We start from the raw sequence: 26,522 nt of genomic DNA on the forward strand, positions 1-26,522 counted from the left end.
TATAGAATCGAAAACAGATTTTTTGACAATTAAATACTTAAGAAGAATGAGAAAAGTTAAATTTACCTGCTTTTTTGCAACAATTTGAGGATTACAGCGCAGCGAACGCATGTTATGTTCTATGTATATCCCTTAAATCGTATAAATTTTGAGGACTATTTTATTAATAAATGAAAACTATGAACTGATAAATTTTAATTATTATTGTGCTCAGGGTCGATAGTGCTTAAGTCTAATCTCCTAAAGTCTATCTAGGACGATAAAAAAACCCATGATAAAACATCATCACAGATCTAAATTGTATCAATCAATACAACTGCAATCAGATCAATATTATGGATAAGTATTTCAATTAGAATTCGGGTATTTAAACGTGTCTACATCAGTATTAGTAATTAACTGCGGATCTTCTTCTATCAAATATGCGTTAGTTTCTGAGCGCCGTGAAGATCGTATTTTTGGTCTAGCCGAGAACCTAGGTTCTGCTGATGCACGTATTAAAGGGGTCACTACAGGTGGTGATGCGCTTGAGCTGTCTATTCCACATGCTGACCATGAAAAAGCCCTTGAAACTATTTTAGAGCGTTTGGCTCACCATAATCCTCAAGCGATTGGTCACCGTGTTGTTCACGGCGGTACATTAACCAAAGCTGAGCTATTAACACCAGAAATTATTGAACGTATTCGTGAAGCTACACCGCTTGCTCCATTGCATAACCCGGCTCACTTGGTAGGGATCGAAGCAACCATGCGCTTGTTCCCTGAACTTCCGCAAGTAGCCGTATTTGATACAGCATTCCACCAAACCATGCCGTCTCATGCATACCGTTATGCATTACCAAAATTCTTGTACACACAACATAACGTACGTCGTTATGGATTCCATGGTACTAGCCATGCCTACGTATCTGAGCGTGGCTCAATGTTGGCAGGCAGCTTTAAACAAGGTGGCTGGTTAACGGCACACTTAGGCAATGGTAGCTCGACTTGTGCGATTTGGAATGGTCAATCTGTAGATACGTCAATGGGTCTAACACCTCTTGAAGGTGTGGTGATGGGCACACGTAGTGGTGATGTCGACCCAAGTATTCACAGCTTCCTTGCAAGCAACTTAGGTTGGGATATCTACAAAATCGATAAGATGCTGAACAGCCAATCAGGCCTACTCGGTTTGTCTGATCTTTCAAATGACATGCGTACGTTGATCGAAGCATCGGAACAAGGCAACGAAGATGCCGCACTTGCCATTGAAGTATTCTGCTACCGTTTAGCAAAATCTTTGGCAGGTCTCAGCTGTGGTCTACCACGTATTGACGGTTTATTCTTTACCGGTGGTATTGGTGAAAATTCTGCCTACATTCGTGAAAAAACGGTTTCATACTTACCGCACTTTGGTTTCAACCTGAGTAAAGAATTAAATGACAACTTAAAACGCGGTACTGAAGGTCGTATTGACCATGGTACTGGCCCACAAATTTGGGTTGTTCCAACCGATGAAGAAGGCCGTATTGCCAAAGAAACTGAGCATGTTGTAGACGAGGTGACAGCGTCTGCTACAAAAAAGTCTGATGCTGAAGCTGCGATTGCATAAGCAATCGCATCAGCCCCTTCGCCTTCAATATTAATTTTTAGCTTTAATTTAGACACCGTATGAAAACAATTTTACTCGTGCCAACTGGGGAAGGTGTAGGTTTAACATCTGCATGCTTAGGTTTAATTTATGCTTTGGAATGCCAAGGGGTCAAAGCAGGTTTTCTGAAACCATTTTCACAGGAAAATGTCGCAGATACTGTAGACCGTACAACGGCTCTTTATCGTCATTTATTTAATAATGAAACGGTAGAACCCATTCATCATGCCACCATCGTGAAACAACTGAGTCATGATGAAAGTGATGAATTGCTCGAAGAAGCAGTTCGTTTGCACCGTGAAATTGCAAAAAAGCATGATCTGATTATTGTTGAAGGCTTGGTTCCAAACAGCCGAGATAACTTTGCCTCAGAACTGAACGCGACATTAGCAAAAGCTCTTGATGCTAAAGTAATTATTGTCAGCACAGCAGATATTCAAAATGCCACGAAAACGGCTGAGAAAATTGACAGTTCTCTACGCCAATTCGGTGGTGCAGCATCTGAACGTACTGCGGGCGTTTTGTTTATGCGCACACGTGGTTTGCCAGAAGAATCTGCGCAAATTCCTGTCACGCTTGATCCAAATCTGCGTTTAATCAGTGATACCAATAAATTTGTACTCGAATTACAACAAAGTAATCCGCAAATGGGTTCTACACAGCTACCTGTCATTGGCCTCGTTCCATTTAGTAATACGCTCAGCGTACCGCGCATGTCTGACTTGGCGACGCATATCCAAGCAGAATGGATCAACCAAGGCGATGCTGCTCATCGCCGCGTACTGCATAGCAGCTTAGTTGCATCTAATATTGAACATGAACTTCACAAATTTGTGGCAGGCGAACTGATTATCAGCGCCTCTGACCGTATTGATGTGTTGTTGGCTTCTAGCCTTGCAAGTAGCAATGGTATTCCACTTGCCGGTTTGGTTTTGACTGAACATCATCAACCGAACCCACAAGTTTTAGATTTCTGCCAAACCGCGATTAAGCAAGGCTTACCGATTTTACATACGCCTTTAAGCACGTTTGAAACGGCACAACAACTTTCAAATTTAGGCAATGAAATTCCTGTCGATGACGTCGAACGTGCAGAGCAAGTGACCCGCTTTGTTTCAAGCCACATCAATGCTGAGTGGATTACTGAAGTATTAAATGGTTCGTATCAACCCCGTTTGTCCCCTTCTGCATTCCGTCATGAATTGGTACAAAAATCGATTGCTGCGAAAAAACGAATTGTTCTACCTGAAGGTGATGAACCACGCACCATTCAGGCGGCTGCCATTTGTCAATCACGTGGCATTGCACACTGTATTTTATTGGCAAAACCTGAAGCCGTGATTGAAGTTGCAAAAGCACGTAATATCGAACTTCCACATGATTTGGAAATTATTGATCCAGATCTGATTCGTGAAAACTATGTGCCTAAAATGGTTGAGCTGCGTAAAGGCAAACTCAATGATCTACAAGCACGCGAACAGCTACAAGATACTGTTGTTTTAGGCACCATGATGCTTGCACTCGATCAGGTGGATGGCTTAGTCTCAGGCGCAGTACATACTACGGCAAATACTGTACGTCCTGCATTCCAATTGATTAAGACCGCACCTGAATATTCATTGGTTTCATCTGTGTTCTTTATGCTGTTACCAGATGAAGTTTATGTATATGGTGATTGTGCAATTAATCCAGATCCAAATGCAGAACAGCTTGCAGAGATTGCGATTCAATCTGCAGATTCAGCGAAAGCTTTTGGTATTGACCCACGTATCGCAATGATTTCGTATTCAACAGGTACTTCTGGTGCAGGTGCAGATGTCGAGAAAGTGGCTGAAGCAACACGTATTGCCAAAGAACGCCGCCCAGACTTACTTATTGATGGCCCGCTTCAATACGATGCTGCATCGGTGGAAAGTGTGGGACGCTCTAAAGCACCTGACTCGAAAGTGGCTGGTCGTGCCAATGTGTTTATCTTCCCTGATTTAAATACAGGTAATACAACCTATAAAGCAGTTCAACGTTCTGCAAATGTAGTCAGTGTTGGCCCAATGCTGCAAGGTTTAAACAAGCCTGTAAATGACTTGTCACGTGGGGCTTTGGTCGATGACATCGTATTTACCATTGCATTAACGGCAATCCAATCCGAACAGCAAGAAGCTTAATTTTAGTTTCGAGTTCTAAACCACCCTTTCGAAAGATTGGGTGGTTTTTTTATTCATTCCGATTTTCCCGCATTTCAATCTTATTTATATTGCGATAATTTTCATCTTATTAATTCTTGTCATCTTAGAGTCAATATTATTGCTTATGGTATGAGTGCTTTTTTAATTATTCAAAACTTAGCTATATCATGACAAACTTAAAATTTTATACTCCATGTGCCATCTCTACATTAATATGGGTTTGCTTAAGCGCACACTCCATGGCCGCAGATTCATATCTAACACCTGACTCAGCTCCAAATAGTCTTGAAATATTATCTACTCCTCCACAAGCCTATAGTGGAGATTTTATTCGTGATCAAAGTATTTTTAAACAATCTCAATATTTGAAAAATACGGCTCGCTGGCAGCAAGCACAAATTGATGCTGATGTTTCAGATGCACACTTAGGGCGACCTTTTTCACCTGCATTTGGCGTAGAAATTAATGAGAAAAATACACCTATTTTATTTGAAATTTTAAGAAAGATTAAACTTGATAGTAGATACTCTACTCAAACTGCAAAAAAGAAATATAGCCGTGAACGTCCATATGGCTATTTTAATGTCAGCACTTGTACTCCTGAAGAAGAAAATGAAAAAAATCAATATGTTTCCTATCCTTCTGGACATACAACTATCGGTTGGACATATGCATTAGTCTTAGCAGAGTTACGTCCTGAGCGTCAAAGTCAAATTCTTAAACGTGGTATTGAATTTGGTCAAAGCCGAGTCGTGTGCAATATGCATTGGCAAAGTGATGTCGATGCTGGCCGTATTATGGGAGCAGCACAATTTTCACGCTTGCAGGCAGATCCACAGTTCCAAGCCGATATGATCAAAGCCAAAACTGAAATTAACCATCTTATTTCTGCCACACATACAAAATCTGATTAAAAAAATCAGCATCTTGTCCCATTGCATAGATAGTAGATCACATGCATGGGCAGTGGTTTTTAATAGATGTGCATGTCCAATATAAAAATAAAGCGCTTAGAACCATCTAAGCGCTTTATTTAATTTAGCAGAAGTATTTTGATACCGTTTTATTAAGATTCAATCTGCTTCAGTTCTGGCTTGCCGTAAGCCACTTCAAAACTTGCTACGGTCGTCATTTTTCCACCTGGTTTTTCAACAAAGTCTAGAACCTTTAAGTCTGTACGCATATAGTCTTTAAAAAAGTCTAAAGTCTGATAACCGCGTTGATCATTGATAAATTTGATGTGTGGATTTAACTTCAGCACATCTTCCTGCCCTGGACGGATTGGTTGACCATTGCCGGTAGAGGTTATCGATGTAGTTAAAAATTCGGTTGCAATCGATGGACTCTTAAAATCATTCAAATCACTTGGAATATTCGCTGCAAAATATTGATGCAAATCTCCTGATAAAATTACTGTATTACCATGAGGTGCATTTTTTTTGATAGATTCAATCAAGCGCTCGCGTGCGTATGGATAGCCATTCCACGTATCTTTCCCAAAATAAGCTTTGCCTGATTTGTTATAACGTACCCAAGGCATAACCTGAATTTGCTGTGCCAAGACATTCCAACGCTTATCATGGCGCATTTGCTTCGCCAACCATTGCTCTTGTGCTTTACCAAGAACCTGCTCATTTCGGCTATTCTCAGTACGGCAGTAATCTACTTTATCAAACCCATCTTCTAACTGAGCTTTGGTGCATAAAATTGGAGAACGGTACTGGCGTGTATCCAAAATATTCATCCGTAGCATTTTGCCATAATCTAAAGTGCGGTAAGCAAGGATATCTGGGCCGTTCGGCTTCTGTTTTAAACGCACAGGCATATATTCATACCATGCTTGAAACGCTGCTGCGCGACGCAGTAAAAATATGTCTTTCTTCTCGCCTTTTTCTTCAATATCTGCAGCCCAGTTGTTATCCACTTCATGATCATCAAACGTCATCGCAAAAGGTGCAGATGCATGTGCAGCTTGTAAATCGGGATCCGCACGGTACTGTGCATAACGAATACGATATTGCAGTAAAGTTTGAATTTCAGGACCAATATGTTGACGTGCAGGAATTGAAACTCTTAGATCTCCAATTGCACGTCCCCCGCCTTTACCCTCTGGCCCTTCATAAATGTAATCACCATAGTGAAAGACAATATCGATATCTTTTTCTTGGCTCAAATAATCATAAGCGGTGTAATAGCCAGTTTCATAATGCTGACATCCCACTACAGCGACTCGAACTCGCTCTGGCATTTGGTGCGCGGCAGGTGCTGATTTTGCCGTGCCTACTGGGCTTTCATAACCAGATAGCCGGAATCGATAATAATAACGTGTCATCGGTGCTAAACCGGCCACTTCCACATGCACGGTGTGATGCAAGTCAGGATGTGCCTGTGCTTTGCCAGTTTGCACAATTTTTTTAAATTCAGTATCTGTAGCAATATCCCAATCTACTTCAACTGCTTCCTTCGGCATCCCACCATCTACAGAAAGTGGATATGGTGCAACACGCGTCCAAATCACAAAACCATCTGGCCAAGGCTCACCTGAGGCAACACCTAATTGAAACGGACTAATCGGAAATTTGGCATTTGCCCACGTGCTTACTGGACTCAGTCCAGAAAATAACGCTAAAGACCCGACTCCCATCAAACCCTTTAAGAATTGACGACGATTCGAATTAATATGATTCATTTTTATTTCTCTATAAACTTATTAATAAATTAATCTGATCAGTTTTGGATTAGAAAATTGGCATGGTGTAGGTCAAGTAGATACGGCTTTGTTCTTGCTTAGTTCCTGTACTTTTTTTGAATTTTCCGTACTGAGCGGTAAAACCTAAATTTTTGAATTTCCCTTCTGGAACTTTATAACGCAAGGTATAGTCAATTTCGGACTCAGTTGCACAACCACATTTACCAAAGTCACGTCCTTGTACTTTCAGGAACGATACATTTAAGCCTTTTAAGTATTGATTATTGAAGTCATATCGATAGCCATACCATGTGGACTTTTCGCCTGCATTAGTAAAGTTCTGCAACAGACGATTTGTTGGCAAATAAATGAACGTACCATCCGCACCATTATCTAAACTGCCCTGATTCATATGCAGAAAATCGCCATCATCACCAATTTTTTGCGCGCCAAATTGCAGCTGATGATTTTTAAATTTGTATTTGAAGTCTACACTGGCTGTCTGATTATCTACTTTGGCACCATAGCCTTTTTCACCACGCTCATTAGCTCCAGTCGCTTGAGTATCAAATAAACGTAAGTCCGTATTAAAACTCTGGTTTTCACTGAATGGAAATTTGTGTTTCACGCCGATAAATTGCTGTACATAAAAATCATCTAGCTCACCTGCATAGTACTGTAGCGTTAAATTTTTATTGGGCTTCCAGTCCGCACCGCCAAACATAAACCCATCACTGGTTTCAGTCGCGCCTTTAATAGAAAGCTTTGACGCATCTCGTGATGCACGTGGAATTGCTTTAGTGACGTAACCACCCGTTAAAGTCAATCCCTTTACATCTTTAGAAGTGACTTGACCACCTAAATAGGCAGATTCGAGCAAGCGAGCAAAGCTTCGACTTAAAATGGGTAAATTAGGGCGTAACTCCCCGACTTTTACATCAGTTTTCTGATAGCGCGCTTTTAAAGTGGGATATGCACGTGTCCAATAATTTGTTGGACTACCATCACCCTCTAAAGGAAACATCAACGAATTTTTGGCTTTATCTTTACTGCCGTCTAAACGTATACCTGCTGCCGCAGTCGCATCTAAACCAAAACCGACTTGACCTTCGGTAAAGCCAGATTGATAACTCAATTCAATACCTTGTCCCCAAACTGTCGAATCTTTATCGTTAGGCTCTTGATCTTGATCAAAATAATAATTTTTAAAATCTATTTCTGCTTTACTATCTTTAATAAATTCTGCTTGTGCTGCCTGCATTGTCAGCATGGGGGTGAAAACCATACAGCAGATGAGTGCTTTGTAATTCAACGTCTAACCTCTTTGGTCCTTGAGAAATACTGCAATAACCTAAAGACTCTGTATGACAATACACTTGCAATCCCATGACAATTACATGAAAAATAAAACAAATGTTTAATATAAATATTTGATAATATAAAAATTAGAGTTATTTTTTTTAAGCACTTATATACGAAAAAAGTTGACCATTAAAAGAACTGCAAGCACTCCATTTTTTGACTGCTAAGCTCTAAGCCTGATTTTAAAGAAGATTGCTCAAGAACTTTTATAAAACCTTGTTTAGAATAAAATTGAGTAGCTCGTAAATTAGTTAATTCAACACGAAGTACAATTTTTGTATAACCTTGGTTTGCTGCATATTTTGTAGACTAGATATTAAAAGATCAGCAACACTGTTTCCCCGATAATTCTCATACAACCACATTGCAACTACAGTAAATTCATGCTGTTTATCAATAGTACCTCCAACCATGCCTACAGCTCTCATTCCGTCAAATGCCAATAGAAACTGGCATGGTCTTTTTTGCGCAGCTCTATCACGCCATTCAGAATCACTATGAGTTTTAGTTTTTTCAAAAGTTGCTGTAAATGCATCGGGACTGTCTTGTAATGCTTCTAGCCGTACATTTTTCAGTATCTCCCAATCTGATTCAACAGTTGGTCGTACAGTAACAGAGCTCATTTTTATTTTATCTCTCAATTAATTACTTCAAAATTTAGCGTTTATAATTAAAGTTTAGTAAAAAATTGAAAGCTCTAGCGATCAACGATGATTATCACTCTGAGGCAAACTAATGCCAAGACTAAAAATTAGCTATTACTCATGATTAGATTTGAAGATTTGAAGATTTGAAGATTTGAAGATTTGAAGATTTGAAGATTTGAAGATTTGAAGAAGAATATTATTTTTATAAAATTTAAAGCAAAAAAAAGAAGATAAAGCTTTAGGCTTGATCTTCTTGTTGACCGTAGAACCAAGTTGCTGCGATAAACAGAGAAAAACCAATAACTGACAACACTGGAGTAACCATATATTTCACACTCTAACTTTGATGACGTCATTATGTAAAAGTTTTATGACAGTTATATGACAAATATGAAATATTCAAAAATAATAAATATTATTTAATTTCAAAATCTTAGAAACAAAAACAAATCTTCTCCTCTAGTTATGTGACAAATATTTCATGAAATATGACAGTGAAAACGTCATTTTTAGGATATTGATGGCAGCGAAACATGGCACTGTTAAACCCTATTAAACTTTCGGCCAAAGATTAAGCGAAATACCCACACAACTGTGTTTTTGTCTTATAATTTAGCCCGCTAGCTATCAGCCCGCTCAAGAGATATTTGTATGACAACTATTATCAAGCAAGATGACTTGATCACATCGGTAAAAGATGCGCTTCAGTTCATTTCTTACTATCACCCACAGGACTTCATCCAAGCGATGAGCCGTGCGTATGACCGTGAAGAAAACAAAGCCGCAAAAGACGCGATTGCACAAATTTTAATTAACTCTCGTATGTGTGCAGAAGGCCATCGTCCTATCTGTCAAGATACGGGTATTGTGAACGTATTTCTTGAAGTGGGCTTAGACGTTAAATTTGATTTAACCATGAGCCTAGACGATGCAATCAACGAAGGTGTACGTCAAGGTTATCTTGAAAACTCAAACATTCTTCGTGCATCAGTATTAGCTGATCCTGCTTTTGGTCGTAAAAATACCAAAGACAACACCCCTGCTGTAATTCACTACAAACTCGTTCCGGGTAATAAAGTTGATATTACTGTTGCTGCTAAAGGTGGTGGTTCAGAAAATAAATCTAAGCTTGCAATGCTTAACCCTTCTGACTCTATCGTAGATTGGGTACTTAAAACTGTTCCAACAATGGGTGCAGGTTGGTGTCCTCCTGGTATGCTCGGTATCGGTATTGGTGGTACTGCTGAAAAAGCCATGATGCTTGCAAAAGAAGCTTTAATGGAAGAAATCAACATGGACGAATTACTTCGTCGTGGCCCACAAAACCAAATCGAAGAACTTCGTATCGAAATCTTCGAAAAAGTAAATGCTTTAGGTATTGGTGCTCAAGGTCTTGGCGGTTTAACCACTGTTCTTGATATCAAAATCAAAGACTACCCATGTCACGCTGCGGGTAAACCAGTAGGTATGATTCCAAACTGTGCTGCAACTCGTCATGCGCATTTCCAATTAGACGGTTCAGGTGTAGCGCATATTCAAGCGCCTAGCCTTGAAGACTACCCTGCAGTGACTTGGGATTCATCAACGTCTAAACGTGTTGACTTAGACAACATTACTCAAGAAGAAATGAACTCTTGGCAACCAGGTGACACACTACTTCTTAACGGTACAATCTATACAGGTCGTGACGCTGCGCACAAACGTATGGTTGACATGTTAAACAAAGGTGAAGAACTTCCAGTTGACCTAAAAGGTAAATTTATTTACTACGTTGGCCCTGTTGATCCAGTCGGTGACGAAGTCGTTGGTCCTGCTGGCCCAACAACTGCAACACGTATGGATAAGTTCACACGTCAAGTGCTTGAAGCAACTGGCATGTTCGGTATGATTGGTAAAGCGGATCGTGGTCCTGCTGCTGTTGAAGCTATCAAAGACAACAAAGCAACTTACCTCATGGCTGTTGGTGGTGCTGCGTACTTAGTATCGAAAGCGATTCGTGAAGCTGAAGTGGTTGCTTTCGCTGACTTAGGTATGGAAGCGATCTACAAATTTGTTGTAAAAGACATGCCTGTATCTGTAGCTGTTGACGTAAATGGTACTTCTGTTCACGCAACTGCACCAAAAATCTGGCAAGCAAAAATTGGTAAAATCCCAGTAGTTGATGCTGCTACGAACTAATTTCACCACATTCAAGATCTAAAAAAGCACCCCATCGGGTGCTTTTTTATTGTCACTGTTTAGATTCTACCAAGTTAATGGATTCCACAGTTTAAAAGGCTTGGTCAACTGCACATCTTCCGCAGGATCATAATGAGGTGCCTTCAACTTCTGCGCACTTTTCCGCACTTTTCCAGTGTTTTGATCTTCTGCCACAAAGTTAAAACTGTTGGATTTCAACTCTGTAAATGCGATTTCATTTCGACCAATTTTTTCAGGCATGAGCAGCAATGGCCCTGAAACCGTTCTTTTACTGGATAAATTCTCTTCATCATATTTAATGAAGTAAGTTTGACCTGCTTCAACATCAAAGTCTAAATATTTAGGCTTTTGAAAATGATTCACCCCCAAAGGGCGACTGGACGATAAGCGGTAATTCCCTGCCGGTAACTCCACCCAGTAATAATGATTATTCAATAAACTTGGAATACGCTCACTATTCAGAAATAAGCTGCTGGCCACAATTTCTTGACGGTTCCATTTACTGTCTGGACGATATAAGTACACAATCGCTGCTTGGTCATGCTGAGCTTTCACTTCTTGAAAATGTCGACCTTGTTTCTGATTGACCCAACCACCAATGGTAAACATACCTAAGCGATATTGCTCAATATGACCCGGTGTACTTTCAGGATCCACGGGCTTTAATGTTGAAGCCAATGACGTTTGCTCAACGGCTGATTTTCCATGACAACCCAGCAGCGCTACACTGCTTAAAAGTAGAATTGCAACTCCACGCATGATTATCCCTCACTGCGTCTTTTTTTATTTTTACACTTTTGTTTTCAGTTTTTTACATTCAGGCATCCACGCCATCCTGCTGAGATTAACATTCTGCTTTTATTTTTGGAAATAAAAAACGTGTGCAAATCTTGGATTTACACACGTTTCAGACGAATAGCGCTTAAGCAGATTTAGAGTTCACAACTTTTAAATCTGACTTCGGTGCAGCTTCTTCAGTTTTCTTTGGTTGACGTTCTGATTTAAATTCAGGTTCCGCTTCACCATTAATCACCGCTTCATTGACGACAACCGTACCCACATCTGAACGACTTGGTAGGTCATACATCGTTTCAAGCAATGAATTTTCTAAAATCGAACGTAGACCACGTGCACCCGTATTACGGTCAAGGGCTTTTTTAGCCACGGCACGCAATGCTGAGTCTTCAAATACGAGGTCAACATTTTCCATTTCAAATAAATATTGGTACTGACGTGTCAATGCATTTTTTGGTTCAGTCAGAATCTGCATCAATGCTTCTTCGTCGAGTTCTTCCAAGGTTGCAATGACTGGCAAACGACCAATAAATTCAGGAATCAGACCGAATTTAACCAAATCTGTCGCTTCAACTTGGCGGAATAAGTCAGATAATTTTTTAGTTTCATCTTTCTTACGCACTTCAGCTGTAAAGCCAATACCTCCTTTTTCCTGACGCTGCTGTACGATTTTCTCTAGACCAGAGAATGCGCCACCACAGATAAACAGGATATTTGAAGTATCAATTTGAATAAATTCTTGCTGCGGATGCTTACGACCACCTTGAGGCGGAATCGACGCAACCGTACCTTCGATCATTTTCAATAACGCTTGCTGAACACCCTCACCCGATACATCACGAGTAATCGATGGGTTTTCAGACTTGCGGGTAATTTTGTCGATTTCATCGATATAGATAATGCCTTTTTGTGCTTTTTCTACATCGTAATCGGCTTTTTGAAGGAGTTTTTGAACAATGTTCTCAACGTCTTCACCCACATAACCGGCTTCAGTTAAAGTCGTTGCATCTGCCATCGCAAATGGCACATCTAAAAGACGCGCAAGTGTCTGAGCAAGCAGCGTTTTACCTGAACCTGTTGGTCCAACCAACATAATGTTACTTTTCGAAATCTCTACACCGTCTTCTGGTTTTTTACCACTAGTGCCAACTTTTAGGCGTTTATAATGGTTGTATACCGCAACAGAGAGGGTCTTTTTCGCAACATCTTGCCCAATCACATATTGGTCAAGCGCAGCACGGATTTCATGCGGTTTTGGTAAAGGACGAGTTGCCCAGTCATTTGATTCAACTTGCTGACTGGTCTGAACTAGGTCAAGACATACGTCCACACACTCATTACAGATGTACGCGTCCTCACCTGCAATCAGTTTCCCGACTTCAGACTGCGTTTTACCGCAAAATGAACAATGCTTTTGTCCTTGAGGATGTTCGGACATATTTACTCCAATAATTAATTCTTTAAAACTTATGGGCGTTTAGATAAAACTTCGTCCACAAGACCGTATTCTTTCGCAGCTTGCGCTGTCATAAAATTGTCACGGTCAGTATCTCGAGCAACAGTTTCGTAGTCTTGACCACTATGCTCTGCCATTAAACGATTTAAACGTTCTTTGATGAATAGAATTTCACGTGCATGAATTTCAATGTCAGATGCCTGACCACGGAAACCACCAAGGGGTTGGTGAATCATGACACGGGCATTTTCAAGACAGTAACGTTTGCCTTTAGCACCGGCGTTAAGCAGGAATGCACCCATCGATGCTGCTTGCCCCATGCAGTAAGTCACAACATCAGGTTTAATAAATTGCATGGTATCGTAAATCGCCATACCTGCAGTAACCGAACCGCCTGGTGAGTTAATATATAAATGAATATCTTTATCTGGGTTTTCTGCTTCTAAGAACAACATTTGGGCAACAATCAAATTTGCCATGTTGTCTTCAACTTCACCGGTTAAAAAAATCACACGTTCACGCAAAAGGCGTGAATAAATATCAAAAGAACGCTCGCCACGAGATGACTGTTCTACCACCATTGGCACTAGTGCGTTTTCAATTGTTGGAACATACATACGTTATTTATTCCTAAATTTTTCTGACTCAACCCATAATTCACAATATGAGGGATATTTGTCGAAATTGCAAAAGATTCCCAATTAAATAACAGATATTTTTTTCATAAGCATTGTGAAATCAGGACAACTTATTTGGGGGCAAATTTCGATAAAAAAAGGCGCTTAATGCGCCTTTTTTTGAAAGCTAGAAATTAGCCTTGTTGACGAGCTTGTTGCTCTTTCAATAAGTCTTCATAGCTCACAGTTGTATCAGTTACTTTAGCAGAAGCTAAGATGTGATCTACAACTTGGTCTTCTAGAATAACAGCTTCGATTTGAGCACGTTGCTGTTTATCGTTGTTGAAGTATTCAATTACTTCTTTAGGATCTTCGTAAGAAGAAGCCATGTCTTCGATGTAAGCATCAACACGTGCAGCATCAACTTCAATTTTAGCATCAGCTAATACTTTGCTGACCAATACGCCAAGTTTAACTGATTTTTCAGCTTGCTCTTTGAATAGGTCATCTGGAAGCATGCTTGAATCAAACGCTTTAGCGCCTTGAGCACCAAACTGTTGAGTGAATTGTTGGATCATTTGTTGACGTTGACGGTCAATTTCTTGAGCAACCATTGCTTCTGGAAGTTCTACTTCGTTTGCAGCTACAAGCGCATCAAAAGTTGCACCTTTCACTTGGTTACGAAGACCGTTTTTCACTTCACGTTCCATGTTTTTACGCACGTCAGCTTTCAGTTTTTCAACGCCTTCTTCTTCAGTTAGACCGAAGATTTTTAAGAATTCAGCATCAACTTCTGGAAGTTTTTGTTTTTCAACAAGCTTAACAGTGATTTTGAATTGAGCAGCTTTACCAGCAAGGTTTTCAGCTTGGTAGTCTTCAGGGAAAGTTACATCGATAACTTTCTCTTCGCCTTTCTTCATACCAACGATGCCGTCTTCGAAGCCAGGGATCATACGACCAGAACCAAGAACGAGTTTAAAGTCTTCAGCAGCGCCGCCTTCAAACTTCTCGCCATCAACAGTACCTTCAAAGTCGAAAGTTACTTGCATGTCTTTTTTAGCCATGCCTTTAGTTTCAACCCATGAAGCACGTTGTTTTTGAAGATTTTCAATCATCTTCTCAACGTCTTTGTCGTCAACTGAAGTTGCTTTACGTTCAACTTCTAGGCCTTCGAACTTAACTTCAACTTCTGGATAAACTTCTACAGTTGCTTCATAAACTAAAGCATCATCTTTCATTTCAGTTTTTTCAATGTTTGGCATACCAACAGCATTGATTTTTTCTTGTTGGATCGCTTCGAATACTGTGTCACGAATGATGTCGTTTACAACTTCTTGATAGATACCAGCACCGTATTCACGACGAACAACGTTTACAGGTACTTTACCTGGACGGAAGCCGTTGATCTTCACAGTTTTGGCAGTGCGTTTCAAGCGAGCTTCAAACTGCTCGTTAATACGGCTCGTCGGTACAGATACATTTAAACGACGGGCAACGCCCGAAACCGCTTCAGAAGTTACTTGCATGGCTTCCTCGATAATTTGTTAGTTAAAACAGTTTTAAAAAAAAGTGCCACATTATATGACAACAATTAAAGATATACAAAAATGGATTATAACACTATAAATTCAGGCATGGATGCCCTTCTTATTTTTAGAATTTTTCAGCTTTTTTCGAAGAAATATTGATTATTTTTTAATTCACCATTGAAAATGAGAAACTTTCTCACTATTATTCTTAATGATATTTTTTTAATTTATTTTCATATATTTATCTTGTCCATATTTGGTATTCTTTTATGAGTAAATTTAATCTCAACCCTCTTTCCGCTGCTTTATTTGGGGCAATTGTAACTACTACGAGTTTCGCACATGCTGAAACGACTGAATCTCAAGCTCAACAGATGGAAACCATTGTTGTTTCTGCAGCGGGCTTTGAACAAAAGATCAAGAATGCTCCTGCTTCAATTACCGTGATTACAGCTGAAGACTTAAAAAATAAGCGAATCACATCCGTTGCAGATGCATTAAGTGATGTAGAAGGTGTCGATATTAGCCCTACAGCAGGGAAAACCGGCGGATTAAATATTCGTATTCGTGGTATGGACGCCGAATATACCTTGGTTTTAATTGATGGCCGCCGACAAAATAGTACAGGTGACATTGCCCCTAACGGATTTGGTGAGTCGAATAATAGTTTTATTCCGCCCGTTTCAGCTATACAACGCATCGAAGTCATCCGCGGGCCAGCTTCAACTTTATATGGCTCTGATGCAATTGGTGGTGTAGTCAACATCATTACCAAAAAAGTTTCACCAGAATGGACAGGTTCGGTCACGTTAGAAGGGACAATGCTGCCAAATCACTCAGACTTTGGTAACCAACGCGCTGTCGATGCATTTTTAACAGGGCCGATCATTCAAGATTTATTGGGCTTACAAATCCGTGCACGTAAAGCGGAACGTGATCAATCAGATTTAATACGTAGTGATGACGATGATACTGGTGCTGAACTTAGTGGCGGAAATAACCCAACTAAATCAGATCTAGAAACAATCGGTGCTCGCTTAACCCTGACACCGCATAGCGACCATGATATTTCAGTTGAATATGAAAAAACTGAACAATGGTATGACAATAGCAAAGGTCAATTAGGCACTCTTGGTGCAAACGGTGGTTATGGTGATGCTCAAGAATATAACCGTGAGAAAATGATCCTCGCACATACTTGGAATAATGCTATTGGTAAACTTGAGTCAAGTATTACCAATACGCAAACTGAGACGATTGGACGTTTAATTCCTGCACGTGCACAAGGAATGTCAACAGCGATTACACCTCGCGTATTAGAAAGTGAAGATACGATTTTTGATACTAAATTTACCACTCAACATTTTGAAGACCACCGCATTACTCTAGGCGGTCAATGGTGGGAAGCCAGTATCAGTGATGGTTTACGTGTAAAAAAAGAAGTTTCTTTTGAGCAATTGGGCCTATTTGCTGAAGATACTTGGTCGCTGAATGATAATCTTGCATTAACACTTGGTCTTCGTTATGACGACCACGATACCTTTGGTGACTTTTGGACGCCACGTGCATATTTGGTATGGAATGCACATGAAAACTGGACATTCAAAGGTGGATATAGTGAGGGTTATAAAGCCCCACGTTTAGAAAGACTGACCGATGGCGTTGTCAATGTCAGCGGTCAAGGTCGTACACCTACTTTTGGTAACCCAAATCTAAAACCAGAAACCAGCAAAAACTTTGAACTTGGTACATACTTTTCTACCAATAATAATTTTGACTTCAACGTAACAGCTTTCTTTAGCCAAATTGAAGATAAAATTATGACGGGCAATAAAGAAATTAGCTGTAATACTGATAACACAACAACTTCGGGTATTAATTGGTCTAAAGCGGACTGTGAAGCATTCATGGCATCGGTGGGAACGCCGTGGGTGATGGATTATAACCGTGGCACACCAGATTCATGGAATGTGACTCGTCCTGTGAATGCCGAAGAAGCTGAAGTTTATGGTATTGAAGCCGGTTTAAACTGGGCATTTGCCGATAATTGGAAACTTGGTCTGAACTACACTTGGACTGAAACTGAAATTAAAGATAGCAGTTTAGGTAATCCTGTACTTAATGACACACCAGAACATATGGTCAATGCTTCACTTAAATGGCAAGCTGCTGACTTTGTGAATTTATGGGCGCGTGGTGAGTATCGAAGTGAACGTGCACGCTTCACATCAACTTATGACAATCTCACGACAGCTAATCAACAAGTGTATGACGCTTTAGGCGACTACAAAGAATATGCGCTATTACATGTGGGTTCAAACTTTAATGTCACCCCAAATTGGGATATTGGGGTTGCTCTGTACAATGTCTTTGATAAAGACTTTAACGATTATGAGAAAGTAGCCAATAGCTACTACAACCGTTATAGCAATACTCAGGAAGGCCGCCGTGTACAATTAAGTACAACCTTTAAATTCTAAATAACCACATAATAAAAAACCTGTTTCGACAGGTTTTTTTTGCATTAACAATTACGATTTATGCTTATTTAATTCACAATCATGGCTATATTTATAATCTCAATCAAATACAAACCAATAATATGTTTTATCAATACTTAATAAAAAACATAGCCTTAATTAGCACTTGTTATATCATTACATTAAATAGGGCTATCACGATACGATTATTTATCGTGAATAACAATTACATAAAGATGTAAGAACAAATAAGAATCATTATTATTCGCATACAAATTCACTACTCCGAATCGGGTTCGAAATGGCCTTCATTAAAACACGTAAGAAAATTGTTTCTACAGCGATTGCTTCATCACTTTCAATCATTGCAGGCAATGTAATGGCTGAAGAAAAAGCAGTCCAACTTGAGACGATTAATCAAACTGTAAACAAAGAGAACTATAAAGTAGAAAAAGCGTCATTAGATAAGTTTACGCAATCTCAACTAAATACGACTCAGACCATGGCCATTATCCCTGAGAAAGTATTAAAAGAACAAAATGCTACGACCCTAACAGAAGCACTACGAAACGTACCTGGTGTAGGCACATTCTCCCTAGGTGAGAATGGACGAATGAATACTGGTGATGCTGTTACCATGCGTGGATTTGATACAGCAAATAGTATCTTCATCGATGGAGTACGTGACTTGGGTAACGTTACTCGAGACATGTTTAATTACGAACAAATTGAAGTATTTAAAGGCCCTGCAGGAACAGACAATGGTCGTACTGCAGCTTCAGGTGCAATTAATTTATCAACAAAAGAAGCAAAACTTCAAGACTCTAATAATGCAACTCTTGGCTTCGGCTCAGATGAATATTACCGAGCGACTGCTGATATCAATAAAGCAATAAACGATACAACTGCCATTCGTTTTAATGCGATGGGTGAAAGCTCAGATGGTATTGGTCGTGATGGTGTAGAAAATGAAAAATGGGCTGCTGCACTTTCAGCAGGCTTTGGTTTAGGCACAGATCTTCGCCTTTTCTTAGATTATTTGCATATTGAACAAGACAATGTATTGGATGGTGGTATACCAACTGTTGGTTTACCTGGGTTTGATGCAACTAAAAGTAGTAATGCAGTTATTAAAAGTCTTGCACCATATCTAAATAACCATAAAGTGGATACGTCAAACTATTATGGCGCACCTGAAGACTTTGATGATGTCACTGCTGATATGGCAACTGCTCGTTTAGAGTATGATTTATCAGATAATACGAAAATCAAAAATACCTCTCGTTGGGGTAAAACAGAGCATCAATATTTAACCACATTTTCGGGTAATTCCTATACAACAACGTCAACTGATCTGAATGATCCTACTGCGATGCGCGTTTCAGGCAGTGCAAATAATAGTGATACTGAAAATGAAATTATGACTAACCAAACTAGCTTGGTTACAAGTTTCAATACAGGCCGCTTAAAACATGATGTCAGTACAGGGGTTGAATTTACACGTGAAGAAATGAAAACACGTGGTTGGACTGCTACGGTTACAGGTACAAGTTCATTGTATAACCCACAAGGCACTGTACATACAGCTTTAGTCAGAAATACCAATGGTAATGGTGATTCTGAAGCTCAAATGGATACTTACTCTATCTTTGCCTTCGATACTATTGAAATTTCACCACAATTTTCTGTAAATGGTGGTGTTCGTCTAGATCGTTATAAACTTGATGCCGATACATTTGTGAATACGGCTGCTTCAGGTCAACCTGCAAATTATGTTGCACAAAGCTTTAAAGATGACGGCAACCTATTCAACTGGAAAGTTGGGGCACTATATAAACCAACTGAAAACGGTAGCTTGTATGCTAACTACGCCATCCAACAACAAGCACCGGGTACTATTACAGGTGGTGACGGTATTGGTAATGCCAATGCATTTGCCCCATCTGGTTCAGCGAGCAGCAATAACAACTTAGATCTTGATCCTCAAGAAATTGAAACCATTGAAGTTGGTGCTAAATGGGAATTTTTTGACAACCGTTTACTCTTAACAGGTGCACTTTTCCAAACTGAACTCACAAATGAGTTGGAAAAAGATGGCGAAGAATACTACCAAACTGGTGAAAAATCAGTTAAAGGTGTTGAACTTGGCGTGATTGGTAACTTAAATGACAATTGGCAAGTTATTGCTGGTTATACACATCAAAAAACAGACATTAAAAATGTAACCCAAGCTGCGAGTAACCAGCAAGTTTCAGCAGATGGTTCAAGTAATATGCCATTTACGCCTTCTGATGCATTCACATTGTGGACGACCTACAATATGGATAAATGGAGCATTGGTAGCGGCGCGCGTTACAATGGTGAAATGACTAAAAACAAAGATGGCAATCAGGTCGGTCCTGCTGTCATCCCTGACTACTGGGTATTTGACTCAATGGTTAGTTACCAAGCAACACCAAATGTAGGGATTCAATTCAACATCAACAATTTATTTGATGAAGACTACATTAACAGCATCAACCGTGGTGGATTACGTTACATCGCAGGTGCTGAACGTAACTATCGCTTAACATTTAATTTTAAGTTCTAAATTAAATATTCTAAAAAAAGCCTTAATCTTGTATTAAGGCTTTTTTATTTATGCTTATCTTATGTAGATTTGATTAAAATTAGTTTAAGGTTAAATTATGCTTCTTCATGTCCCTCATGTCCTTTCAAAGCAACACGTTCAAAGCATCAGACAAGCGATGAACCAAGATAATCAGTGGGTTTCAGGAAAAAGTTCGGCCGGAGCACAAGCTCAAAACATCAAAAAAAATTTACAAATCAATTCAAATAGCGAATTATATCAGCAGTTAAGTCAGCAAGTATTACAGCAAATTAGACAAAGTCTGCTCATTCAATCTTTTGCATTACCTAAAGAAATTTTACCTCCGCTATTCAATTGCTACCAAGATACAGGCCACTACGGCAATCATGTTGACAGTGCAATCCATTACTATCATGAAAAAAATATAACTGTTCGTACTGATGTTTCAATGACCATTTTTTTATCAGAGCCCGATGAATATGAAGGTGGTGAACTGATCATTGAGGATACTTATGGTGAACACGAAGTAAAGTTAGATGCTGGAGATGCAATTGTTTATCCCGCGACTAGTCTACATCGTGTTGAACCTGTGACTTCAGGTTCCCGTATTGCAGCATGCACTTGGGTACAAAGTATGGTCAAAGATAATTGGCAGAGAAGTATGCTCTTTAATTTAGATCAGACGATTATGCAATTACGGCAAAATTTAGGTGATAGCAAAGAAATTTTACAACTGACGAATCACTACCATAATCTTTTACGTCAATGGGCAGTTCTATGAGACAACATTCACCATTGCAACCACTGACACAAATACCAGCTCATTTACAAACCATAGCTGATTATGAAAAAGAAGCTGAACTACACCTCTCGCACATGGTGTGGCAATACTTACAAGGTGGTTCTATGGATGAACACAGTGTCCGTGGCAATTTGTCTCAGTTTGAACAGATACAACTGCTACCACGTATGCTGAAAGATCTGACCCAAGGTCATACCCAAATTGAGATATTAGGACAGCGCTTTCCGCACCCTATTTTTGTTGCCCCGATCGGACATCAACAACAATTTCATCCTGATGCTGAAGCTGCAACAGCCCTCGCCGCCGAAGTCCTTGGCAGCAATATGATCCTCAGTACGTTTACCAATACAGATATGCGTGAGTTAAAGCAGGGCAATCCATTCAAATGGTTCCAATTGTATTGGCAAGGTGAGCGCGAAAAGTCATTATCACTGGTCAAAATGGCAGAAGCACATGGTTTTAAAGCGATTGTGGTGACCGTTGATTCTCCACATTCAGGAATTCGTGACCGAGAGAGACATGCGTTTTTTGAACTTCCTAAGTATGAACCTCAGCCTCATCATTTTATTCAACAACCTCAAAGCAAGCAAAATGAACACCCATTATTTCAAGGTCTGATGAAAATCGCACCAACATGGGCGGATATCCTTTGGCTCAGTCAAAACACCTCATTACCGATTATTTTAAAAGGCATTGTCAATCCACATGATGCTGAACTTGCCCTGCAACACGGTGTAAAAGGCATTATTGTGTCGAATCATGGTGGGCGCGTACTGGACGGTTGTATCTCCCCTATCACCGCCTTAGAACTGATTAAAAATGTTGTGCCTACGGATTTTCCAGTTTTATATGATGGTGGTATTCGTCGTGGTTCAGATGTGTTTAAAGCGATAGCCTTGGGTGCATCTGCCGTATTAGTCGGACGTCCCTGCATTTATGGTTTAGCGACTGCGGGTGCTTTAGGCGTTGCCCATGTACTCAAAATACTGAAAGAAGAATTTGAGATTACGATGGCATTGATGGGAACAGCCACCGTCGATGAGATCAATAAAGATTATATTTTTCAAAAAAGCTAATTTTATAGAAAAATATTTTCCAGTAATGGCATCTTGACGCAAAAATAGGAAATTATTTCCGGAATATATGGACTAATATTTAGTTATACATTTACGAGCTTACGGTAAAGCTAAGTCATGTGAATCTTTACAGATTTATTTCGACTTTCGACTAAAGACTCCGATATTAAACTTGTAAATTGCTAGAATAGACACAATCTATATAAGTAGTACCTTGCCGTTTATCCACGACATTTATCCACGGTGCTATAAGGAGTTTTCACATGATGTTGGCAGATCCAAGCAAAAAATACCGTCGCATGTACCAACGTGTAGACTTACCAGACCGTCAATGGCCAAATAACGAAATCAATAAAGCGCCGATCTGGATGAGTACCGACCTTCGTGACGGTAACCAAGCGATCTTCGAGCCAATGAACATTGAACAAAAGTTTAAAATGTTCCAAATGCTTGTGAAAATTGGTTTCAAACACATTGAAATCGGCTTCCCTTCTGCATCACAAATCGACTTTGATTTCACGCGTTTGTTGATCGAAGGCGGTCATATTCCTGATGATGTGTACATCGAAGTTTTGGTTCAAGCACGTGATCATTTGATTCAACGTACATTTGAATCTTTACAAGGTGCAAAACGTGCCATCGTGCATATCTACAACTCAAACTCTCCAACCTTCCGCAATAAAGTGTTGAATGTTGATGTTGCTGGTGCAAAACAATTAGCGATTAATGCCGCAACGAAAGTCAAAGAATACGCTGCAAAACAGCCTGAAACTGAATTTGTATTCCAATACAGTCCAGAGTGTTTTACTGCAACAGAATTAGAAGTTGCTAAAGATGTCTGTGATGCGGTCACTGAAATTTGGGAAGCATCTCCAGAGAACAAAGTGATTTTAAACTTGCCTGCAACGGTTGAAGTTTCAGGTCCGAACGTCTATGCAGACCAAGTGGAATGGATGCACCGTAACATTCAACGCCGTGACGGTGTGATTATTTCTGTGCACTGTCATAACGACCGTGGCTGTGGTATTGCTGCTTCTGAGTTGGCCATTATGGCTGGTGCTGACCGCGTCGAAGGTTGTGTGTTTGGTAACGGTGAACGTACAGGTAACGTGGACGTTGCAGCGATTGCATTGAACATGTATACCCAAGGTGTTGCGCCAAACTTAGATTTCTCAAACATTAACGAAATCATTTCAATCATTGAAGAATGTACAGGCTTGCCGGTACACCCTCGTCATCCGTATGCTGGTGATTTGGTCTTCACCGCGTTCTCAGGCTCACACCAAGATGCCATTAAAAAAGGTTTCGAGTTCCAAAAGAACGAAGAAATGTGGGATATGCCTTATTTGCCAATCGACCCGAAAGACTTGGGCCGCGACTATGATGCCGTGATTCGTGTCAACTCACAGTCTGGTAAAGGCGGTATTGCGTACTTGTTAGAATCAAATTACAACGTGGTGTTGCCTCGCCGTATTCAAATTGAGTTCTCGCAAATCGTACAGCAAAAAACAGATGAAGACGGCACCGAGATTTCTGCACAAGCGATCTGGTCATTATTTAAAGACACCTATGTTGCTGCCAAAGATACACATTATGCGGCGAAAAACTACCGCTTACATGATGAAAATGGCAAGCAAGTCATTGAACTCGATATCGAAGTGAACGGTGAGATCCAGCAATTACGTGGTGAAGGCAACGGCCCAATTTCTGCTATCTTAAATGCCTTGCAATTGCCGATTGATGTCTTGAACTATGAAGAACGCAGCATCAGTTCAGGCGCGCATGCCAAAGCCTTGGCGTTGATTGAGCTTCAAGTGAAAGGCACAGGCAAGTCTGCATTCGGCGCAGGTGTACATGACAACATCGTGACTGCATCCATCGAAGCGATTATTGCCAGCACTAACCGTTTAATTGAACAAGGTGTTTTAAGTACTGAACAAGTGATTGCTGCTGCAGTCTAATTCAATGCTTTAAATATCAAATAGCAATAAAATGACTTTAGAAGGATACCCTCAAGTGGTATCCTTTTATTATTCATACTAAAGATTTAAGGCGAATTATTCCTGTGTCTTTTCCAGCTGACTCAGTGGGCTTAGTTACCCCACAAAAGTTTATTTTTGAAGAGCCGTTAGAGCTCGAATGCGATCGCATACTCCCACGTTTTGAGCTCATGGTTGAAACTTATGGCGAACTGAATGCGGACAAATCCAATGCCATTTTGATTTGTCATGCTCTGTCAGGCCATCACCATGCAGCAGGTTATCATCATGAAGATGACCGTAAGCCGGGTTGGTGGGACGCATGTATTGGACCAGGCAAAGCCATTGATACGTCAAAATTCTTTGTCGTAGCACTAAATAATATTGGCGGCTGTAGCGGTTCTACTGGACCGACCTCTCCAAATCCTGAAAATGACAATCGTCCTTATGGTCCTGATTTCCCATTAGTGACTGTCCGTGACTGGGTCAAAACCCAAGCCATGTTGTCTGATCGTTTAGAAATTCAGCAGTGGTATGCGGTGATTGGCGGCTCTTTAGGGGGCATGCAAGCTCTACAATGGTCTGTGGACTATCCAGATCGTTTACAAAAGTGCGTGATTATTGCGAGTACACCAAAACTGTCTGCGCAAAACATTGCCTTTAACGAAGTGGCGCGTCAGTCGATTTTGTCTGACCCTGATTTCCATGATGGTCGCTATTTAGAAAATGATAGTTATCCTAAGCGAGGTTTGATCTTGGCCCGTATGGTCGGTCATATCACTTACCTCTCTGAAGAAGCCATGAAACAAAAATTTGGCCGTGACTTAAAGTCAGGTAAATTTATGTATGGCTTTGACGTCGAATTCCAAGTCGAAAGTTATTTGCGTTATCAAGGTGAGCAATTTAGCCGTAACTTTGATGCCAATACCTATTTGATCATGACCAAGGCTTTAGATTATTTCGATCCATCACGTGAATATGAGCAATCATTAAAAACCGCGATGTCTAAAACCAAGTGTCAATTTTTAGTTGTTTCGTTTACAACGGACTGGCGTTTTGCCCCTGCTCGTTCGCAAGAAATTGTAGATGCATTAATTAGCAATCATAAGCCTGTGAGCTATGTGGATATTGATGCTGAACAAGGCCATGACTCTTTCTTGTTCCCGATTCCGTTATATGTGAAAAGCTTACGTGCATTCCTAGGCGGTGTAAAACACCTGCAAGAAACACCGAAGGAGACCAACTAATGCGTATTGATCATCAACTGGCTGAACGTTGGATTAAACCAGATTCAAGCGTACTCGATTTAGGGTGTGGTGACGGTGAACTGCTTGCACATATGAGCAAAAAGCACAATATTCGTGCATATGGCTTAGAAATTGATCAAGAAAAGATTGCAATTGCAGTCAGTCGCGGGTTAAATATCATCCAACAGGACTTGAACTTAGGTTTAAGTCGCTTTGCCGACCAGTCTTTTGACTATGTGGTTATGGCACAAGCCTTGCAAGCTGTAGATGCACCAGACGTTCTCTTAAGAGACATGGTGCGTGTGGGGAAACAGGCTATTATTACCTTTCCAAACTTTGCACATTGGAAGACTCGTTCTTTCCTTGCATTAAAAGGAATGATGCCCGTTTCAGACGCGTTACCCTATATGTGGTATAACACGCCCAATATTCATTTATGTACTTTCCGTGATTTTGAAGCGCTGTGTGCTGAAAATAACATCCGGATTATTAACCGACTTGCCGTGAATGGGGATCAACAAGACAGTTTACTCAGTAAACGTCTCCCAAATCTATTTGGTGAAGTCGCAATTTATCGAGTGAGCGCTCTATGAAAAAATTATTATTAAGCACGACGCTACTGATTGGACTTTTTAGCATAGAAGCCCATGCGGATTATGTTGCTCCATCATCTTCAGTTTCTAGCCAAGCTGCTCAATATTCAATTATGGATATTCACAGCTTAAGTAAAGCTGCTAAAGCAGGTCAGCCCGGTGCTCAGTTTTACTTAGGCACTAAATATCAACAAGGTAAAGACGTTGCCAAAGATGAACGTCAAGCTTTTGCATGGTATAAGGCTGCTGCTGATCAAGGTTTATCTGCAGCACAGCTTAATGTAGGTCGTATGCTCGCTGATGGCATTGGGACTAAAAAAGATGAAGCGCTTGCTCGTCAATATTTCGAAAAAGCAGCCAGCCGTGGTGATAACCGCGCAAGCTTTAACTTAGCCATGATGGAAGAGCAAAAGAAAAACTACATGGGTGCATACCAATGGTATGAACTTTCTACCCGTGATGGCATGCTCGACAACAAAGTGATTAGCTTGTCTGAAGGTAAGAAAACGGCATTGGCAGCCAACTTAAGCCAAGACCAAATTCGTCAAGCACGTGACCGTGCAGACAAATGGATTCAAGCACAATAAGTTTTTGAATCTTAAAAAGCACCTTCGGGTGCTTTTTTATTGCCTGTCAACCACAGCATCT

At 40.2% G+C, this 26,522-nt stretch carries 19 protein-coding genes; 12 read left to right on the top strand and 7 right to left on the bottom strand.

The features are described from left to right. Positions 1–373: 373 nt before the first annotated feature. From FTU80_RS07965 to FTU80_RS07975, 3 genes are all read left to right on the top strand, one after another. Positions 374–1,591 (top strand): acetate/propionate family kinase, encoded by a 1,218-nt coding sequence (locus tag FTU80_RS07965; protein WP_111884043.1) that lies wholly within the window; start codon positions 374–376, stop codon positions 1,589–1,591. Between the two features lie 59 nt (positions 1,592–1,650). Then, positions 1,651–3,792, top strand: coding sequence for a phosphate acetyltransferase (gene pta, locus FTU80_RS07970; protein ID WP_180034913.1), 2,142 nt, complete (start codon positions 1,651–1,653; stop codon positions 3,790–3,792). A gap of 260 nt (positions 3,793–4,052) precedes the next feature. Continuing rightward, the gene (locus FTU80_RS07975) at positions 4,053–4,727 is read left to right on the top strand and encodes a phosphatase PAP2 family protein (protein WP_180084692.1); all 675 of its coding nucleotides are present in this window, start codon (positions 4,053–4,055) and stop codon (positions 4,725–4,727) included. A 152-nt stretch (positions 4,728–4,879) separates the two neighbouring features. Here FTU80_RS07975 and FTU80_RS07980 read toward each other — a convergent pair whose 3' ends face one another. The 3 genes from FTU80_RS07980 to FTU80_RS07990 all read right to left on the bottom strand — a co-directional run bounded on the left by FTU80_RS07980 (position 4,880) and on the right by FTU80_RS07990 (position 8,487). Then, positions 4,880–6,502: an alkaline phosphatase gene (locus FTU80_RS07980; RefSeq protein ID WP_180084693.1), complete on the bottom strand. Its 1,623-nt coding sequence runs from the start codon at positions 6,500–6,502 to the stop codon at positions 4,880–4,882. A gap of 49 nt (positions 6,503–6,551) precedes the next feature. Then, complete coding sequence (locus FTU80_RS07985; RefSeq protein WP_180034916.1) at positions 6,552–7,772, bottom strand: OprD family outer membrane porin; 1,221 nt, start codon at positions 7,770–7,772, stop codon at positions 6,552–6,554. 343 nt (positions 7,773–8,115) lie between these two features. Further along, entirely contained in the window at positions 8,116–8,487 is a 372-nt protein-coding gene (locus tag FTU80_RS07990) for a GNAT family N-acetyltransferase (RefSeq protein ID WP_180084694.1), read from the bottom strand. 675 nt (positions 8,488–9,162) lie between these two features. On the opposite strand from FTU80_RS07990, the gene FTU80_RS07995 reads away from it, so the two are divergent. Next, positions 9,163–10,689, top strand: a complete 1,527-nt coding sequence (locus FTU80_RS07995) for a fumarate hydratase (protein WP_180084695.1) — start codon at positions 9,163–9,165, stop codon at positions 10,687–10,689. 66 nt (positions 10,690–10,755) lie between these two features. Here FTU80_RS07995 and FTU80_RS08000 read toward each other — a convergent pair whose 3' ends face one another. From FTU80_RS08000 to tig, 4 genes are all read right to left on the bottom strand, one after another. Further along, on the bottom strand, positions 10,756–11,469 hold the full coding sequence (locus FTU80_RS08000; protein WP_180007185.1) for a DUF2846 domain-containing protein: 714 nt from the start codon (positions 11,467–11,469) through the stop codon (positions 10,756–10,758). A 163-nt stretch (positions 11,470–11,632) separates the two neighbouring features. Beyond that, the gene (gene clpX, locus FTU80_RS08005; RefSeq protein WP_078189661.1) at positions 11,633–12,943 is read right to left on the bottom strand and encodes an ATP-dependent protease ATP-binding subunit ClpX; all 1,311 of its coding nucleotides are present in this window, start codon (positions 12,941–12,943) and stop codon (positions 11,633–11,635) included. A gap of 29 nt (positions 12,944–12,972) precedes the next feature. Continuing rightward, a complete protein-coding gene (clpP, locus tag FTU80_RS08010) occupies positions 12,973–13,578 on the bottom strand; it encodes an ATP-dependent Clp endopeptidase proteolytic subunit ClpP (RefSeq protein ID WP_078192707.1) in 606 nt (201 codons plus the stop codon). A gap of 194 nt (positions 13,579–13,772) precedes the next feature. Next, positions 13,773–15,104 carry a trigger factor gene (gene tig / locus FTU80_RS08015; protein WP_180084696.1) on the bottom strand — a complete coding sequence of 444 codons (1,332 nt, stop codon included), beginning with the start codon at positions 15,102–15,104 and terminating at the stop codon, positions 13,773–13,775. A 272-nt stretch (positions 15,105–15,376) separates the two neighbouring features. Between tig and FTU80_RS08020 the strand changes: the two genes are divergently transcribed. The 8 genes from FTU80_RS08020 to FTU80_RS08055 all read left to right on the top strand — a co-directional run bounded on the left by FTU80_RS08020 (position 15,377) and on the right by FTU80_RS08055 (position 26,461). Further along, the gene (locus FTU80_RS08020; protein WP_180084697.1) at positions 15,377–17,587 is read left to right on the top strand and encodes a TonB-dependent receptor domain-containing protein; all 2,211 of its coding nucleotides are present in this window, start codon (positions 15,377–15,379) and stop codon (positions 17,585–17,587) included. 301 nt (positions 17,588–17,888) lie between these two features. Further along, positions 17,889–20,177, top strand: a complete 2,289-nt coding sequence (locus FTU80_RS08025) for a catecholate siderophore receptor Fiu (RefSeq protein WP_180084698.1) — start codon at positions 17,889–17,891, stop codon at positions 20,175–20,177. Between the two features lie 97 nt (positions 20,178–20,274). Further along, positions 20,275–20,958: a Fe2+-dependent dioxygenase gene (locus FTU80_RS08030; protein ID WP_180084699.1), complete on the top strand. Its 684-nt coding sequence runs from the start codon at positions 20,275–20,277 to the stop codon at positions 20,956–20,958. Beyond that, positions 20,955–22,055 carry an alpha-hydroxy acid oxidase gene (locus tag FTU80_RS08035; RefSeq protein ID WP_180084700.1) on the top strand — a complete coding sequence of 367 codons (1,101 nt, stop codon included), beginning with the start codon at positions 20,955–20,957 and terminating at the stop codon, positions 22,053–22,055. The genes FTU80_RS08030 and FTU80_RS08035 overlap by 4 nt, the downstream gene beginning before the upstream one ends. A 263-nt stretch (positions 22,056–22,318) precedes the next feature. Continuing rightward, positions 22,319–24,016, top strand: coding sequence for a 2-isopropylmalate synthase (gene leuA, locus FTU80_RS08040; protein WP_078192712.1), 1,698 nt, complete (start codon positions 22,319–22,321; stop codon positions 24,014–24,016). Between the two features lie 104 nt (positions 24,017–24,120). Beyond that, the gene (locus FTU80_RS08045; protein WP_078192713.1) at positions 24,121–25,281 is read left to right on the top strand and encodes a homoserine O-acetyltransferase; all 1,161 of its coding nucleotides are present in this window, start codon (positions 24,121–24,123) and stop codon (positions 25,279–25,281) included. Beyond that, a complete protein-coding gene (gene metW, locus FTU80_RS08050; protein WP_067763682.1) occupies positions 25,281–25,874 on the top strand; it encodes a methionine biosynthesis protein MetW in 594 nt (197 codons plus the stop codon). Before FTU80_RS08045 ends, metW begins: the two co-directional genes overlap by 1 nt. Next, a complete protein-coding gene (locus tag FTU80_RS08055) occupies positions 25,871–26,461 on the top strand; it encodes a tetratricopeptide repeat protein (RefSeq protein WP_218949020.1) in 591 nt (196 codons plus the stop codon). The genes metW and FTU80_RS08055 overlap by 4 nt, the downstream gene beginning before the upstream one ends. Positions 26,462–26,522: the final 61 nt, after the last annotated feature.

Source organism: Acinetobacter sp. YH12145 (genome assembly GCF_013418335.1).
GTDB lineage: Bacteria > Pseudomonadota > Gammaproteobacteria > Pseudomonadales > Moraxellaceae > Acinetobacter > Acinetobacter amyesii.